This is a genomic window from Mycobacterium sp. NGS66, assembly GCF_059812225.1.
The window spans coordinates 146,284-162,366 of the sequence record NZ_JCALCG010000009.1; the positions used below are offsets into that span (position 1 = coordinate 146,284).

The 16,083-nt window shown below is 66.1% G+C and carries 17 protein-coding genes and 1 pseudogene; 3 read left to right on the forward strand and 15 right to left on the reverse strand.

Annotation, left to right across the window (positions count from 1 at the left end; genetic code table 11):
- Positions 1-2 precede the first annotated feature (2 nt).
- The 12 genes from eccB to AC5Y2L_RS17640 all read right to left on the reverse strand — a co-directional run bounded on the left by eccB (position 3) and on the right by AC5Y2L_RS17640 (position 10,687).
- Positions 3-1,484 (reverse strand): type VII secretion protein EccB, encoded by a 1,482-nt coding sequence (gene eccB / locus AC5Y2L_RS17585; RefSeq protein ID WP_499936960.1) that lies wholly within the window; start codon positions 1,482-1,484, stop codon positions 3-5.
- A gap of 143 nt (positions 1,485-1,627) precedes the next feature.
- Positions 1,628-4,066 carry an EspK C-terminal domain-containing protein gene (locus AC5Y2L_RS17590; protein ID WP_499936958.1) on the reverse strand — a complete coding sequence of 813 codons (2,439 nt, stop codon included), beginning with the start codon at positions 4,064-4,066 and terminating at the stop codon, positions 1,628-1,630.
- Between the two features lie 34 nt (positions 4,067-4,100).
- Entirely contained in the window at positions 4,101-4,679 is a 579-nt protein-coding gene (locus tag AC5Y2L_RS17595; protein ID WP_499936956.1) for an Rv2240c family protein, read from the reverse strand.
- A complete protein-coding gene (locus tag AC5Y2L_RS17600; protein WP_499936954.1) occupies positions 4,676-5,023 on the reverse strand; it encodes a hypothetical protein in 348 nt (115 codons plus the stop codon). The genes AC5Y2L_RS17595 and AC5Y2L_RS17600 overlap by 4 nt, the downstream gene beginning before the upstream one ends.
- 2 nt (positions 5,024-5,025) lie before the next feature.
- Positions 5,026-5,694 carry a hypothetical protein gene (locus tag AC5Y2L_RS17605; RefSeq protein WP_499936953.1) on the reverse strand — a complete coding sequence of 223 codons (669 nt, stop codon included), beginning with the start codon at positions 5,692-5,694 and terminating at the stop codon, positions 5,026-5,028.
- A 51-nt stretch (positions 5,695-5,745) separates the two neighbouring features.
- The gene (locus tag AC5Y2L_RS17610; protein WP_499936951.1) at positions 5,746-6,129 is read right to left on the reverse strand and encodes a YbaB/EbfC family nucleoid-associated protein; all 384 of its coding nucleotides are present in this window, start codon (positions 6,127-6,129) and stop codon (positions 5,746-5,748) included.
- Positions 6,126-7,838 carry a hypothetical protein gene (locus AC5Y2L_RS17615; protein ID WP_499936950.1) on the reverse strand — a complete coding sequence of 571 codons (1,713 nt, stop codon included), beginning with the start codon at positions 7,836-7,838 and terminating at the stop codon, positions 6,126-6,128. The genes AC5Y2L_RS17610 and AC5Y2L_RS17615 overlap by 4 nt, the downstream gene beginning before the upstream one ends.
- Positions 7,839-7,903: 65 nt before the next feature.
- The gene (locus AC5Y2L_RS17620; protein WP_499936949.1) at positions 7,904-8,203 is read right to left on the reverse strand and encodes a DUF2694 domain-containing protein; all 300 of its coding nucleotides are present in this window, start codon (positions 8,201-8,203) and stop codon (positions 7,904-7,906) included.
- 15 nt (positions 8,204-8,218) lie between these two features.
- Positions 8,219-8,530: a type VII secretion target gene (locus tag AC5Y2L_RS17625; protein ID WP_499936947.1), complete on the reverse strand. Its 312-nt coding sequence runs from the start codon at positions 8,528-8,530 to the stop codon at positions 8,219-8,221.
- Between the two features lie 108 nt (positions 8,531-8,638).
- The gene (locus tag AC5Y2L_RS17630; RefSeq protein WP_499936946.1) at positions 8,639-10,237 is read right to left on the reverse strand and encodes a DUF4226 domain-containing protein; all 1,599 of its coding nucleotides are present in this window, start codon (positions 10,235-10,237) and stop codon (positions 8,639-8,641) included.
- The gene (locus AC5Y2L_RS17635) at positions 10,227-10,388 is read right to left on the reverse strand and encodes a hypothetical protein (protein ID WP_499936944.1); all 162 of its coding nucleotides are present in this window, start codon (positions 10,386-10,388) and stop codon (positions 10,227-10,229) included. Before AC5Y2L_RS17635 ends, AC5Y2L_RS17630 begins: the two co-directional genes overlap by 11 nt.
- 101 nt (positions 10,389-10,489) lie before the next feature.
- Complete coding sequence (locus AC5Y2L_RS17640) at positions 10,490-10,687, reverse strand: hypothetical protein (RefSeq protein WP_499936943.1); 198 nt, start codon at positions 10,685-10,687, stop codon at positions 10,490-10,492.
- 167 nt (positions 10,688-10,854) lie between these two features.
- Between AC5Y2L_RS17640 and AC5Y2L_RS17645 the strand changes: the two genes are divergently transcribed.
- The 3 genes from AC5Y2L_RS17645 (at position 10,855) to AC5Y2L_RS17655 (ending at position 13,996) form a co-directional block, all read left to right on the forward strand.
- Positions 10,855-11,361 carry a hypothetical protein gene (locus tag AC5Y2L_RS17645; protein WP_499936941.1) on the forward strand — a complete coding sequence of 169 codons (507 nt, stop codon included), beginning with the start codon at positions 10,855-10,857 and terminating at the stop codon, positions 11,359-11,361.
- 987 nt (positions 11,362-12,348) lie between these two features.
- Positions 12,349-13,338 carry a ParA family protein gene (locus AC5Y2L_RS17650; protein WP_499936940.1) on the forward strand — a complete coding sequence of 330 codons (990 nt, stop codon included), beginning with the start codon at positions 12,349-12,351 and terminating at the stop codon, positions 13,336-13,338.
- A 1-nt stretch (position 13,339) separates the two neighbouring features.
- Positions 13,340-13,996 carry a hypothetical protein gene (locus tag AC5Y2L_RS17655; RefSeq protein ID WP_499936938.1) on the forward strand — a complete coding sequence of 219 codons (657 nt, stop codon included), beginning with the start codon at positions 13,340-13,342 and terminating at the stop codon, positions 13,994-13,996.
- A 27-nt stretch (positions 13,997-14,023) separates the two neighbouring features.
- Here AC5Y2L_RS17655 and AC5Y2L_RS17660 read toward each other — a convergent pair whose 3' ends face one another.
- From AC5Y2L_RS17660 to AC5Y2L_RS17670, 3 genes and pseudogenes are all read right to left on the reverse strand, one after another.
- Positions 14,024-14,350, reverse strand: coding sequence for a hypothetical protein (locus AC5Y2L_RS17660; RefSeq protein WP_499937176.1), 327 nt, complete (start codon positions 14,348-14,350; stop codon positions 14,024-14,026).
- A 171-nt stretch (positions 14,351-14,521) separates the two neighbouring features.
- Positions 14,522-14,680: pseudogene (locus AC5Y2L_RS17665) on the reverse strand (WhiB family transcriptional regulator); the annotation flags it as partial.
- Positions 14,677-15,885 carry a helix-turn-helix domain-containing protein gene (locus AC5Y2L_RS17670; protein WP_499936937.1) on the reverse strand — a complete coding sequence of 403 codons (1,209 nt, stop codon included), beginning with the start codon at positions 15,883-15,885 and terminating at the stop codon, positions 14,677-14,679. The pseudogene AC5Y2L_RS17665 and the gene AC5Y2L_RS17670, both read right to left, overlap by 4 nt.
- Positions 15,886-16,083: the final 198 nt, after the last annotated feature.

The following is a 16,083-nucleotide window of genomic DNA, read 5'->3' on the forward strand; positions in this document are numbered from 1 at the left end:
TGCTATCCCCCCGCCGCCGTCGTAGAAGTCACTATGGCGGCACCGGTATCCAACGAGTCATGCACCGTCAGTGCGGCCGTCCGCGACAATTCCGGCCCCGAGGCCCACACCTGCAGCATCGACCACGGCACCGGACGCACCCGCGACGCCTGCAACCCCAACGCCTGCATCGTGTTCTGATCAAAAGCCACCCCGTACCGCGTCCCGGTCGCCGCGATCAACCACATCGTCTCGCGCGCAGGAGAATCCACCGCAGACCCCGTCGTCGTGACGAAAGTCGACGCGCCATCGCCTAACAACACCTGATTGGCCACAATGCCCTGCCTGCCGCCACCCACCAAACTCACCAAATGCCCCTGCTGCGAGGCCTTGATAGGCAAACCCGCGCCCGTAATCACCGACCAACGCGCCTGACGTTCATTCACTCCCCAACGCCACGCCACACACGTCACCGGCTGAGCGCCCGTATCTGCCAGCCGCACAGGCGATTTCGGATAATGATCCACATCAAGAACACGACGGATCGGCACGCGGGCCAAACGATCCGGCGACACCGCCAAAGGGGTGGCCAGACCATAGGAATTCTGGTGACGCAGCATCGCGGCAACCACCGGCGAAACCGGCTGCACACCATCGCCGAGCACCACGTAAAACTGGTCGGCACCGGTAGCAACGTCGCGGCTGGCCACCACCGTCCCGACAACCAGATTCGCGCCCAAGTCCACGCGCGTCGGTGCGCCCGCCTCCGGTACCACCGGCACCACCAGCGGCCGCCCAGCAGGCAAAGCATCAAACAGCGCCCGCGACATCGGCGCGGCCGCCGCCGCGTGAAGACCCAACGCCGTGGTCACCGCCGCGTCACCCAAATCCAGCGGCATCCGCACACCGCTGACCACCAGATAGGCCCTCTGCTGGTAGGACAGCACCGCTGCGGCGTCACCACCCAGCTCCGTGGCCTGCTGACCCAAAGCCAACTCCCCGTCGATACCCGTGACCACCGGCGCGCCGCCCACCGAACTTGGCGCGGTATCACAGACCGCCCACCGCGCTACTTCCGGGGACTGCACCGCCGGCACCTCCACCGGCGCACCGATGATCCCCACCGACGCACCTTTAGGAGCCTTGGCAATCTCGGCGCCCGACACAAACGTCGGCGCATCCGGCTCACCTGCAATCAATTGAGCCGACACAAGATTCAACGCCGGATGCAGCCGCCCATTCACCGACACATACAACGCGCCCGAACGGCGGTCGGCCACGATTTTCGAGTTCCCCACCACGCCGGCCGGTCGAAACCACCCGTACACAAAGGCACCGACCACCAACACCACGCCCAGCACCGCCGACAACATCAACAACGTGCGCTGCCAACGAACCGGATCCACCTCCATGCTGACCGAGCGGCGCAACAACGCGAACCCCAACCGACGCCGCACAAAAAAATGGCCACTCACCTGCGTCTTCGACGCCAACTTCAACGGCACACCCGCACCGTACCGAAACCGCCCGCACCCCCGCTAGCCTGGGCATACCCTTTGCACGAAACTCAATTCCAGCACCGTGCCGACCACTACCTCTCGCAGTTGTCATGCGCGCGACCCAAGCCGCGGACCGCGACAATACTGCTCTATCCCGACGAGGGCGGCCGCCGATCCACGCCCTCTGCTTGCCTTTCCAGGAGGTCCAGCATTGGTTCAAGCTTTTCCCGGAAATCACCCGGGTAGCCGGCTGCTGCGGCGTACACCATGTCGGCCACCGGTACAGGCCGTCGCGCCCAGCCCCGTACCACCTCCATAGTCCGCGCAACCAGCCACTGGTCGCGGTACAGGTCACGGCCGGACGTGTCCAGCAGCCCACCATCGCCAGCAAAACCCGGTCGTCCCGAGCTTGCACCCGACGTCACGTAGTACAGGTCGGCGGCCTGTTCAAACTCCCGCCAGGCATCCTCAGCTATCTCATCGCCGCAACCGAGCGCATCCCACATTTCCCGTAGCTGGCGGGGGCAATCCACGCCCGCCGACCCGCATTTAATGGCATCTACCATCTGCATGGCCAGCGGCACGACCACCTGGTTCACCACTACGCTTTCACTGTGCGTGGCGAGTCGTACGATCCTCGCGTACAAGTCAGGGAATTGCACCTCGAGGCGGTGCAGGTGCATATCGCCTGGTTGCGTGGTGTTAACTGTCGAATCCGAAGTGTCCCTTGGGCAAACGGCCCATTCGAACTTAGCACCACGTAGCGCCGCACTGCGTTCAGTCACCGCGAGCGCCACCAGCCGAGAGCCGCGCTGTGCACGTAAACCCGCGTACGCCAAAAACATTGGCGCCGGATCATGCCAGCCGAACCAGTGCTGTCGAAAAGCCGTGTCGGCCAACGGATCAGCGGTGAGCAGTCGCGCCGAGCGTGGCACGAACACACCCCACGGGATGTAGCCGTAGCCCTCGTTCGAAGTGAACACCACCTCGGTGGAACCATCGGCCTCCGAACGCAACACCCCGACCGCCCAGTCGATACAGGGGTACCCGGCGGCGTCGCAGTCGCGGCGCAGCTGCCGCACCAACTTCTTGGCCGCGGTCAATTCGGGGGACTCACCGCGCCCCCGCGCAACCGGCGCACCGGCGCCTTGGCTGCTGACCATGCTGGCTGGAACCAGCGCCGCACCACCACCACTACTACCAGCGGCCGCCGTCCCCGGGTTGGCACTACCGCCAGATCCGCCGCTGCCCGCGGCGCTAGTTAGTGCTCCGGCTGTTGGCCCGCCCCCCGCAACCGGTGCGGCTGGCGGGGCGCCCATGCCCGGAGGTGGAAGCATCATCGGCGCCGCAGCAGCAGTGCCCCCGGCCGCTCCCCCGCCGCCCACAGATTCCACATGTGCGCCAGGCCCCGCGATACCGGGTGACGCCGCTGCCGCAGAGGAGACACCCGCCGCAGGAACACCGCTGGCAGGTGTCCCGCCGACCGCCCCAGCCGCAGGTCCCCCAGTAGTTGTCGCCGGCGGCAATGGCGGCACAGCCACACCCGACCCACCGCCCGCCGCTAGACCCTGCGAAAAGGCCGCCGACGGATTGGCGAAACCGGCCGCGCCCGGTGCACCGCCAACAGCACTGGACATCCCCGCCAAACCGCCCCCCGCGGCGCCGGGTGAACCTGCCCCGGACGGCAACCCCGACAACGGATTACTTACTCCGAAGCCACCCATGCCGCCACCTGCTGGCAGACCGCCCAATCCCCCGCCACTCGGCATGCCACCACCCACACCCGCCGAACGAAAGCCTCCCGACGCTGGCATCCCAGGCATAAGGCCGCCTGGGAAGGGCGTTTCTGCGGGCGTGCCTGCCGGTAATTGGTCGACGGGCGATGGGCTGTTGGGGTCCGTCTGCGTCGCCCAGGGCTTGGGCTTGCCATGGGCGCTGGCCGGATTGCTCCCGGCGGCTGGTGTTTCGTCGCCTCCGTCGTCGTCAGATTTGGGCTTTCCATTGCGCACAGGCCGGGCAATGCCGCGGCGGGGGTCGGGCTGAGGGAGCACGGGGTCGTCGGGGAAGCCGTGGCCCCCTGCGACCAGGGCGGTGTAGTCCTGACCGTGTTCTCGCTGGAAGTGGGTGTGATGGGCCACGGCCGCCTCGACGCCGCTGGCCGTGACGCTGCGCGCGAAGGCGTGATGCTCGGCAATGATCGCCTGCAGCTGCACCGCGTTCTTGGCGGCTGCGGCTTGTTGTTCTGCGTCGTGAATGATCGACTGGTGGTGGGTAGCGATGTTACGGAACACGGTGGCCATCCCGCCATACATCTTGGCGGCACCGCTGTTCATGTCCCGCAGCCGTAACAAATCCACGGCCAACCGGCGGTTGACTTCGTGGCCTTCGTTGAAGCCGACGGATTGTGCCGATTGCTCGCGCAGCGTGTTGGCCGCCCGGACACGCTGATAGATCTCCTCGATGCGTGCTGCCTCGGCGGTATAGGCCGCAGCTTTCGCCTCGTAGGGCTCCGGTGCCGGGGGCACCATGTCGGGTGTGACAACCAGGTGCCCGATCGGGCCGCCCGCCACCGTTGCTTGATTACCCACCACCGTGTCCCCGCCTCACATCATGCGCAGATGCTCAGCTGATCCCGCAGACGACGTTCGCCCGCTCGGTCGCGTCGTTTACCCGGTCTATCGCATCGTTTCGGGCGTGTCCGCGCATGTGCGTTGTGGCGTCCTCCTGGTCGGAGGTCGCGACCAGGTAGTCATCCAGCGGCTTACGGAGCTCGGCCGGCGTCTCCGGTCTGATATTGCTGCGTAAGTATGCAGTCTCGACGAGTGTGCTCCTCGCTTCGGCCGCCAGCGCTTGCTGCTTGACTGGGTCCGTCCAGCCGCGAGGTGCGTCGGCGACCGCGGTAGCCGCTTGCGCCAACACTTCGGAGGCGATCGCCCAGGCGTCGCATGCCTGTTTCTTCGCTGCGCCGATCTGTTCGGCGGTGAACGTCGCCGACACGATCACCGTGTGCACGGGCACTTTGGCCGGTGTCGCCAGAGCGGCAGCGCTGACGGCGGCGGCGATAGCGGACACGATCACCGCGCCAGCCGCCGCCAGCAGCGTCCCGCGACCCTTACGGCGGCGGTGGGCCCGTGGCGGCGGCTGCGGTGGGGATCCCGTAGGAACAGTGGTCGGTCGCGCCGGAGGCGCGTAGATGCTCATACCGAAAACCACCCCGGCGCCGGTTGGAGCGTGAGCTCTTCGCGGTTTTGCTCGTCGGTGGCCGCCGTGGCGGCCAGCGCTTGATCGTTGGTGTGGGCGATTGTGGTGCCGTGTTGGGCCACGGCGGCACCGGCGTGCGTCAACTGCTGGTCGGTGCCGGCGCTGAGCGGCGCGAGCGGCGCCCACATCGAGGCGACCGCACCAGCATGTGCCCCCGCACCGGCCAGCGAGCCGGCCGTGGTGGCTGGGGCGCCGATCGCCAGCTCGCCGACTGCGGCGGTTGAATTGGTGTTAGCAGCCGCAGCCGGTGCCGGGAAGAGCTGGATCACATTGTTGGTGTTCATGGCTATTCGCACACCTCGCCCATGCGGTCTCCGGTCTGGTGGACGCGAGCAACAAAGGGGCTGATCTGCTCGTTGGGTAGTTCGCGGGTATTGGCCTCCACCAGCGCGATCAAGGCATTGATGCCATCGTTGATCGCGTCGGCAACGTTTTTGGGAGTCGCCGGCCGAATGTGGGAGCGGATGTAGTCCGTTTCAGTTATTGCGACGAGCTGAAAATTCGCCAGCGCCAAGCGATATGCCTCGGAGCCACGATCGTGCAGCGTGCTGACAAGCCGTTGCTCCGCACCGCTTATCGCCGCGTCTGTCGTCATTACGGCGTCGCAGGCTTCCTTTTTGGCCGCAGCTGCCTCTTGAGCGGTGTAACTGGGTGGGGGTGCGGTCATCGTGATGGTGGTTGGTGTGGGGGCCGGTGCGGTGAGTTTGATGGTGGCCATGATGATCGCCGCGCTGCCTAGCGTCAGGGCGAGCGCGGTGAGGATCAGGGTTGCACCGCGGCGCCGCCCACCGCTCGGCACCGGTACACCAGGCGTGGGTACCGGTGGCGGCGGGGCTGGCTGGATCGTCGGGGCGGGTGGGGGTTGCAGCGTCGCCGTGCCCGGGCGTGCCCATACCTGCTGCTGCGCGGCCACCGCTGCGGGGTCGATGCCCTGCTCAGGTGCCTCGGAGGTCATGGCTTAACTGTAAGTTGCTGATCCGACATTGGGCTACGCTTCGGGGTGTCTTCACGAGGACCAGATATGACTGTCGGGGTCGGCGAAGGCGTCGATGGCCGCACTGAGCTCCTCCTCGCCGTCTGCGCCGGTGACAGCCTGCGCTTGTTCGTTGGCCTGGTTGACCGCTTCGCGCAGTGTGGTGTTGATCAAGTGTTCCAGCGCGAAGTTGGTGTAGCGGACCGTGCAGCCCTCGGCCAGTGAGAATGTGGTGAGCTGGCCCGCGTGGTTGACGGATAGCACAACATCGCCGTCGGCGCCCTCGGCGCTGACCTGGATCTTGTCAAGTTCATCCATGACTTTGCTCAACAGAGTCTGGACACGTTCCAGCCGCGTAATGACGCTCGCCGTCAAATCGGCGTCGGCCTGATATCCCGGATACTCATACACCGTCACTGTGTTCCTCCGTCCTCGGGAACCTCAATCTGGCGGCGGCGAGAAGTGACCTTCACCGCTACCGGCCTTCCAGCAGGCCCAGATGGTGGTGCGTCGTCGGCCACAGCGGTATGCCGGCGCACAGCCTCACCTTTCACGGGCTCGGAATTGGGTTGCGGGGGAATTTCGATGGTCTTGTCGGGCTCTTTGAGCGCTCGTGTCCCCGCGGCGGCGCCGCCGCCGCCCATCCCTGCGCCCATCGGCATCATCATGGGCGCACCCATGCCTCCTGCCATTTCCGGCGGCACGGCTGCGGCCGCGCCGCCTGCCGCGGCGCCCGACGGTAGCCCCGTTGTGGGTGCAGCGCTCATCGCGAACATGCTGTTTGCCGCGGGAGGCAACTGACCGGGCGCCGCGGCCGGCGTGGTCTCCCCACCACCTCCCGCACCCGCGGGCGCAATGTCACCCGGCCCGCTCGTGGGGTCGGTGCGGCCGTCGACTTCGCCTGCGGGATCGCCCAGCGCCGAGGTCAGCCCGCCCAATCCCTGCATCGCTTGCGATGCCAGCCCCTGTACCTGCTGGCCGATGCTTTGCGGGATGTGGCTTGCCGCCCCGATCGCCCCGCCCAGCGCGCCGGTCAGCATGCTCGGCAGCACCGAAGCCATTGCCGGGAAGGCCTGCGCGCCCGGGTTGAGTGCGGGGTCCCCAGTCAGGCCCAGTTCACCGTCGTCAAGACCATCTTCGCCCCCGCCGCCGCCATCATCGTCGCCGCCACGACTGTCTCGTGGGCTGCCTTGGGGCCGTGTCGGCGATGACGGCGGCTGCCCTGGCGGGCCTGGGGCGGCCACGATCGGCGGCGCGGGCGGTGGGTGTCCCGGTGGAGTGAGAGGAGCAGGCGCGGCGTGGTATCCGGCGGCCACGACCAGCGTGCGCTGGTTTAACGAGTTCAGCGCCGACTGCGCCCGACTGACCGCTGCCGCGGTCGAAGGCCCAGGATGACTGGCAAACAACGCGGCGGCGTGCGCCAGTTCGCGATGACTGGTGGTGAACTCAATCGTTTTCGGTGTCTGCTGCTGGGTGTTCGCGAATCGCGTCCCGTGGCCGGCGGCCCAGCGCGCCAAGGCATCGGCGTGATCAGCCATCGTGTGGGCCCAATCGGCGAAACCGCTCAAGGCGGCGGTGATGCGGGGACTGGCTTGTCCCTGCAGATTCGCACCGACCTCCGCGGCGGCCTGGCGCACCACGGCGCCGCTGCTGCGGAATTGCTGCGACACGGCCGCGCACGCGGCGATGAATCCGGCCCCGGCCTCGGGGCTGCCGGCCTCCATGATCGCTGCGGTGACTTCCCCGGGACGCGGTAGCGGCGGGAGCATCGGCACCTCGGCCGCCACTGCATCGGCGGTGACCGCCGGTGGGGCCGATGGCAGGGGCGGGGTACCCGGATCGCCGCTGAGAGCTACCACGGTCTGGTTGGCCGCATCCATCGCCGTATAGGCCAGCGCAGCCTGGGCAATGGCGCCGGCGGCGCTGCTGAGCACCGCCGCCGCGTCGGCGGCCCGTGAGGCCAGGACCGTACCGTGCTCACTGAGGCGCGCCGCGACGCTGCCGGAGGTTTCATCGGAAGCCAGCGGCGGGTGGAACATCGGATTGGCCGCCAGGGCGGCCAGGTCATCGGCGGCTGCGGTCAGCTGTGCGGCCACCGCGGGCAGGGCACCTGTGTTGGCGGTCAAGGCCGCTGCGCTGCCCTGAGCTGCCGTCGTTGCTGCCAAAACCGTTGTCCCCCTTTTCTTGCCGTCTAGAAGTCAATCCAGGCTTCGTAGCGTTGGACGTCTTCTTCGGTGGGCAACGGTGTGCACAGCTGGGCGCGGTTGTTTTCCATCTCCACGCGCAGCGCCAGCTGCGAGCGCAAATGGGCCAGAGTGTTCAAGTGCATGATGCGAGTAGCCAGCTCGGCGTCGCTGAGCTCCATAGCCGCCGCTTCTAGTTGAACCTTCACGGTGTTGCCACGCCGACCCACGCTGACCACGATCGCCGAGTCCCGGCTTACCGCTGCAAACACCGCGGTCTCGCAGTCGGAGTCGGCAGCCTCGAACATCCTCGCTCAAGCCTTCTAATCGCTCGTTATCGTCAAATTGGCCCGGTTTGCGGCGTTCATCGCCTCGAATTCGGCCCCACTGCGCCGCAGCTCGTCGGCCATCGCTCGGTGGCGCTGCTCGGCGGCCAAAAGTGCAGCCTCGCGGGCATTGACCGCCTCCACCGTGGCACGTCGGGCTTCATGAAACAGTGGCCCCCACGACTGCGCAGCGGCCACGGTGCGTGGATGCTCGGCCCGGGCGGCCGCGCATGCGTCAGCGGCCTGCTCATGGGCAATCGCCCACTGGATGAGCTGAGTCGGATCGACCTGTAATGCCTGCTCATTCACGGCCACAACGGTACCCCCTTCCTAAATTCGGCGCTGGAATGTTCGGGACGGACCAGGTTGCTTGCGCCCTGTCGTACGTGCATGTCTGACATAACAGTTGCCCTCCACTTAGTGCGGTGCGCCATTGACGCCTGCCAAGGCCGCCGGTGGGGCCGGGGCCGGTGGCGGCCCCGCCGGTGCTGGCAGGCGTTGCCACCCTAGAAAGTTGGGTCCGGTCTGCAGCTGCTCGAGCGGGGTCACTTGCCCGTTGACCCACACCTCGTTGTCGCCCAACGCCATCACCCGGTGGTCGCTGTATTCGCCGATGTCGCCGAATTGCAGACGGCCCGGGCTGATAGCTGCGGTGACCGGTGAGCCCAGCGGCGGCAGTTGGATACCCGCGGTGGGAAAGGCATCGTCGATGCTGGCGCCCTCGAGCACCTGTCGGCCCGCCTTGGCCAGCGCCACGTTGCTCGCGATCCGTGTGCGGCCGTCAGGCAACTTCACCGACGTGTCTGCTGGTTGCCCCGCGGGCGGGGTTTGTCCCGCAGCGGCCACCGGAGTAGTCCCTGAGCCGCCGGCCCCGGCCGCCGGCTCAGTGGTGGGATCGCCTTGATGGGTGCCATCGCCCTTGCTCGCGGTACCCTCGCCGGCGGGCTTGGTGCCCGGCGCGGGATGATCTCTGAGCGGGTCGGCGTCGTCGTGGTCGTGGTCGCGGTCATGATAGGCGCCGTCGCGCAGGGCGCCGCCGATGCCGGATCCCAGGTCGCCCAACGGCAGACCACCTCCCCCGCCCCCACCGAAAGGCATCATCGAGCCGAGCGCGCCTGGTAACCCGCCCAACGCGCCCATCGCAGGTGCCAAGCCCCCCAAGCCCGACATCATCGGATCCGCTCCTAACCCGTTGGTCAAGGGGTCGCCTCCATCCCCGCCCCCGGCGGCTGCTGCTGGGGAGGCGGGCGGGGCTTCGGCCGCTGGCGGGACGGGAGTGCCGTTGCCGGTCTGTTTGGGTGAGGGATCGCCATCAGGGTGCTCGCCGGCGCCAGCCAGCGCGGTGTAGCGCGCAGCCAAACCATCCAGAATCTGCGCTTGTGACCCAGAATCGAGGCCGGCATTCTTTACCACGTTCAAGATTTCGGCGTTCTTGCCCTGCAGAAATTCGGCGAGTTCTCGCTGCCCGGCCGGTGTGTCCAGCGTCGGGCCGAGCTCCTTTACCCGATCAATGATCGATTGCTGCAGGCCCTGCAACGTCGCTTTGCCCTCATCGCTTTTGGTTTTGGCGCGCAAAATCGCGTCTGCCAGTTGGTCGTCAGCAGCGTTTAACGCGTTGCGGTTGCGAGCCAATGCAGCATCAAGTCGCTTGACCGCATCTGCTGCCGCACCGCTGATGTCGTCGGTGGGCGGAGCACCCGGCGGCCGTGTTTCACCGGGTGGTGAAACCGCCGGCGGCTGCCCAGGCGGCGGTGCGGGAGGTGCCGGCGCCGGCTTGGGGGGATCAACCAGGGTGGGCCCGTTGAACAGGTCGGGCCACTGATTGCGCAGTACCCCGATCAGCGTGTCGGGCACGTAGTGGTCAATGCGGTTGGGCCAATGCCCCGGATCAACCTCGGAGGCGCGCAGGATCTCGTTTAACCGTTGGTAGTCCTCATCGTTGAGGTGCCCTCGCCAATCGCCGTGGTACTGCTGGATGTGGCGGATCGCTTCCACCACCTGACCCTCAGTGGCCACCCTGCGCCCCCCTCGCGCCGGCCCCCTGCGCGTCGCGGCCCCCTGCAGGTTCACCCGGGACCGCGACCTCGAGCGCGGGAGGCGATTGGCCCAGCAGTTCGGCGATGCCCCCGACCAGCTCTTCGACCACAAGGTGCGCCCAACGGCTCATAGCCCGCGACAATAGGGCTGCAGTGCCGATCCCCGCCAGGATCACTGGCACATTCGCGCCGAACAATTTCCTGACCAGCGTCGCGCGCTGGCAAGCAGCCGTTAGGCCAGGATGGCTCGGGAGCGACCAAAGATGTGGGGATACTTCGCGGCCAGGGCCTCATAGACGAGTTCGGTCATGTCGTCGCCCTGCCCGTCGGCGAAATCTTTGAAGGCGACGTGTTCATCGGGGAACAGCCGGATGCCGAGCAGCTTGGTGCGCTGGGCCTTTTGAGAGTGCCGTTTGCTGGAAGCACCCACCGGATCTGTCTCCTCAAAGCTGGGCTGATGATGTGACGTGATGATCAAAGTGTACAAAAGGCTTAGGCATTCGCGGTAGCACATACGAGGCTGTGTCGAGCGGTCCGGGGTAGACTTTGCCTAGTCACTTTGGTCATTTTGGTCATTCGTGGCGAAGGAGAGGACCGGTGACACCTTTCGCGGGTTGGAAACAGCCGCCGGCTGGCGTACCTATCGAGCCGGATCCCGATCGCTCGTACGTGTCGCTCAGCGACGCCGCACAGCGGCTTGGTGTGGACCGTCGCACCCTTCTGCGAGCCGTAAAACGCGGCGACACACCTGGCTGGGCCAGGCCAGGACCTGACAATCTGCGCTGGTACGTCTACGCCGACGTCTTTGATCGCGACCACCACTCCTCGCCCAGCGCTGTGCCCGCGGGCGGGCCGGACGAAGACATACAGCCCCCCGAGCGTGTTGAAAATGCCGAGTTGCGTGCCCGGTTGGCTGCTGCCGAGGACGATAAGGCACGGCTAGACGCTGAGAACGCCGACTTGCGTGCGCGGCTGGTCGCCGCCGAAGAAAGCAACCTACTGCTCATCGCCGCCCATGCGGATCTCGCGGCGGCGGCCGAGAAATATCGCCAAGCCCTGAGCCTCTATATGACCCCTGGTCACATCGGCACACTCACGAGCTGATCCCCTCCCCCTTGAAGCCCGTAGAACTCGGCGGTCACCGAGCATTCACCCGATCTTCGCGTCCCGCCAGCTGTAGGGCTTTGGCCGGGTGAAGGCCGCCGGCCCACCGGGAACCCCCGGCCCGGCTGGCCTGTCACAGGCGTTGTTCCCAGTGACAAAACGCATGGACGGGTTCGCGGCCCATCCAGTACGGAGTTACCGAATCAACTTGGTCCGCAGGCATCCGGCTCCGGCGCACACATCCGAACCGGGTCTAGCAATTTGCAGCCCGCCCCCAGAGAAGGTCGCTGAATCGCCGGCCGCCGGTTAAGCGCCACGTGTGTTCGGACTTGAAAACTCAGCCCCGGGGTAAAGGCCGCCGACTGCACATCCCAAGTCCACTGCGACCATCATTTTCAACCCCCACGCTCAGGGCCATCTGCCCAGGTAACCAGGCTGCACCTCGCCGATAACCTCGCGCAATACCGCGCCATTTACCTCGCCATCAGCATCGCGGCGAACCGCGCTACATGCCACGCTATAACACGCGTGAATGACCACGCTCGTAGCAACGCTTTATACCGCGCCCACTAGATCGCCCCAAAACGCGCGGAAAACCTCGCTTGTCAAATCGCTCTTACCCACGCGTTGGACTCGCGTGGTCTAGCGCGGCGTTGCTCGCGTTTCTCACCGCTTGTCATCTAGCGTGGTTCCGCGCGTTGAACACGCGGGCTGAGCCGCGGCACATATAGCGAATTACCTCGGGTGCTCACACGCGATGAGTCTCGCGATCCCATCGCGTGCACCGACGCACTGCAACACGCGATGTCGGGCGCTTGTTTACTCGCGATCTGGTTCGCTGCGTAGCCCGCGATGACAATCGCGGGCGTGTCGCGCTCGACACGCGCTCACCCCGCGAATACGCTGCGTGCGACGAGCGCGCTCAGGGCGCGGGGGATCAACGTGTTGTGTTTGTTCAGCTAGGCCGCCGATTGGGAGGTTGCGTCAATGTCAATAGCCACGGACGACCTGGCTGCGCGGATGGTCGACGTTGTGCCGTCGCCATATCACGTGATCGCCTTCGCGAATGGGAAAGGGGGAGTGGGCAAAACGAGTTTGGCCGCCAACGAGGCGGCTTTGTTCGGCTCCGCCGGCTACAGGGTGCTGCTGGTTGAGCTCGACATGCAAGGTAACTGCGCACGAGATTTCGGACTACCAGTCGGGGAGTGGGAAACCGTTGAGGATCTCATAGCCGGCAACGGTGAAGCGCACGCCGCTGCCCTGATGCTGCCCGGCGCGCCAAGCGCCAGGCCCCCGTTCTACGAGAACGTTCGGCCTGGCGTCGACCTCATCGCAGGGGGATACGCACTTGAGCGCATCTACAAATATTTCGCGTCCAACGCCGCGACCCAAAGCCTGCACGCCGCCCTCATCGCAGAGATCACGAGTTTGAAACAAAGCTATGACTTGATCCTCATCGACGCACCCCCGGTGGACATGACCGCGATGGACGCCGTCTTGCGTGTGGCCGGAACAGTCATCATCCCCATCCGCGCCGACGACGCCAGCATCGACGGCCTATCCGTGGTAGCCCGCCGATTCGAACTGGCCCGCGCCGACAACCCGCACCTGATGCTCGGGGGGGTAGTGCGGTTCGGGCTCGGAAGCTCCTCGACTCGAATCGCCCATCGCGTGCAAGAAACCGTCAACCAGATCCTTGGCGGCACCGCTCCCGTTTTCCGAAACATCATCCGCCACTCGGACGCGGCTACCTTCGACGGCCGCCGCCATGGACTGATGGCCTACGAACTGGAATCCGCCAGCAAGGTCGCCCAACGACGCCGGCTGGACGCATTGCGCTCGGGCGCCACACCAGAAACGGCCGGGGTATCCACCGGGGCGGCGAGCAGCGCCGGCCTAGCCGACGACTACGAGGGCCTCGGCATGGAAATACTGCAACGCGTCAACGACCTCTCAACGCAGTACGCGGAGCTCTGACATGACCCAGCAGACACACAAGAGCCTGCAAAGCACCTTCGCGCCGCCGCCGCGCGGCAACAAATTGCAGGGGCTACTCAAATCAGCACCGCCGCGAGGACCGCACAGCGCCCCCACAACCGCTGAAACCGACGCACCCTCGGAAAACCCGCCTGCGCCCGCCGACCAGGAACGGCCTGCTGCACCAGAACAGCCCGCACCAGCGGCCGTCGCGACCACAGCTGTGCGAGCAGATCGCCCCGCCCCGGTATCACCGCGACCCGCTAAACCCACTACCGAAACCGGTGCGACGTCGGTTTATCTACGAACCAGGGCATACCGTGAACTCGTCGACAGGCGCCAAAAGAAGTTTCGCAGCTACGCGCAAACCGTCTACGACGCCTTTGCATTCATCCGCGACAAAGCCAAAGACGAACACCAAGACCCGGCCCAAGCCCTTGCCAAACTATTCGAGATGAGCGATCCCGAAGACCCCTGGCTGATGCCAGAACCACGCTCAGCACGCAACAGCGCCGAACCAACAGTCGAAGCGAAAATCGCCCTCAAACCCCAAGAGCGCCAATGGGTTAAAGATCGCATGGCTGAAATCGGCGCGACTCATCTATCACCTTTTCTCGCCACCGTCCTCGAGCACTATCTCCTTCACGCGAAGAACTGAGCGCTCGGACAGACCGGGGGAGCAGTGTCAGCCGGTGGTCTGTCTCTGATTTGTGTCGTCGAGCGGCAGCAGTTGGCCGCTCAGATACACCCAGTGCTTTTGTCGCCACAGAAATTTGGTGAAGACGGGGTCATAAGGCGGATCGACGACGATGCCCATGTGGCGCACAAACTGCGGCTCGGCGGCGGCGATTGCTGCAGCGCACGGACGGCACACCGCATAAATTTCGCCCGCGCGCTGCGATGTCCATGGGTCCTTGTCAGGGATACGGCTGCCCAGTGTGTCGAAAGTGAGCCGGCAATGCTGAGTCATGATCTCGCAATGGCCGCTGGATCTCGCCGTTAGGGCCGCCAAGACAGCGTTATTCCGTGCGGCTGTCGAAGGACTGGTCTTCTGCCCACCGGGCGGGGTGGGGACTCGTAGGGGCCGCGGCCCCAAATATTCCGGCGACGCGGGCAATTTGGCCACCGCGGCTAAAAGGTCGGCCACTTGGTGGAAGTTGTCACGGATGAAGATGCCGCCCCACATTCCATATGTCGCGTGAACGCGGAGGGCTTGTCTGGCGCACCACGAGCGTGCCGGACACTGCAGGCACAGCTCAAGGGCGTGACGTTTGTCGGCCGGGTCGAACCAACGGTCGGGGTCGCTTTGACAGGCAAGCTGGCGGGGGAGGGGCGCACTCATGGGTAAGACCGCCGCTGATGTTTACGTTGGCAAATCGCGTCGAGGACTTTGCGCGCCGCAGCGTGCCCGGGGCCATCGAGAGCGGCCTTGGCGGCCGCGCGGGCGCGCTGATGGTGCTCGTGGTCGCGGCGTTGCTGCGCAATTCGTGCGCGGTCTTTGGCGAGTTGTTCTGCCTCGCGTGCCTCGTCGGCTGCTGCCGGGCGTTCCTGCAGGTCGCCGTACCACCGCAGCATCGCCCCGAGCAGCCCGGCCGGTTTATAGGGAGCATCTGGGATCCAGTTACCCGTTCCGATGTAGTCGCTGATCAGCTGATTGATGTCCCGCGGTGTCCACCCATGCTCGGCGGGGCCGCTCAAAATCGCCGCCCACGGGGCGCTGGTCCGGTATCGGCGGGCCCACGGTGGGCTATGGGGATCGATAACCCACCGCTGGGCCAGTCGGCGACCCGCCTCCGGGCAGATGCGCCGCGTAGCGGCGCGGCTACCGCCGCCGTGGCGGCGGCTGACGGTAGTGAGTTCTTTCTCCAGGCGAGGATTATGTGGAGATAAGTGAGACCCTCCGGGGTGGGATGACAGCGGGGTAAACCGGTCGTCATGCAGCGCCCATACCGATGCCCAGCCACGGCCGCGGTCTCCCACCCGCCAACTGGCCATACGCTCGTGGCGGGTCCGTTGGCGCCCGCGCAGAACCTCGGTCGACACGCCCAACAGGCGCAGCGCCGTCGATGCCCGCTGCACCGTCCGCACGCAGTAGCCTGTGCGGGCGGCCAACGCCTCGTTGGTGGGACGGCAGTTACGGCCGGTGCGGTGATCCGCGTACACGGCGCGCGCCTCAGCCACCCGCACCATGGCCTTTAGGCTGACCGGATTGCCGGGCATAGCGGGCCGTACGTGGGTGTGGTAGCGCGCCGCGTAGGCCACCGGCACGGTGAAGGTGGCCCACTGTTGAGGACCTCCGCTCCAGCACGGCACACCGGCCCACGCGCGGTCACCCAGGTCGAGGCGAATCGGCGTGACCGACCCGCGCGTCAGGTGCGTTGCCGCCCGCAGGATCGACGTCGGTGCAGTTCTGGCGGTACCTTTGCGGGGCGTGAGAGGGGTGCAACCGCGGTAGGGACGGGCCTGCTGGGAGGGTAAATGAGGACGGTCGGCGCGTAGCTCTAGTACCGAGCCCGGGCATGCGCTACCGTTGAATCTGTCAGTCACGACAAATCCCTTCGGGGTAGGTGCGCGAGCACCAGAGCCGAGCGCCAACTCGGCTCAAGCTGTTCGGCCCTCGGCGCCAGCCGGGGGCCGAATGCATGTCAAATCGGTGGTGTTCGCGCGCTATTCAGTTGCACTGTCGCGCCGCGAACTCGGCGCGCGGATTTAGGCTGGCCCAGCTACCTCCTTCCGGGGTTTCGT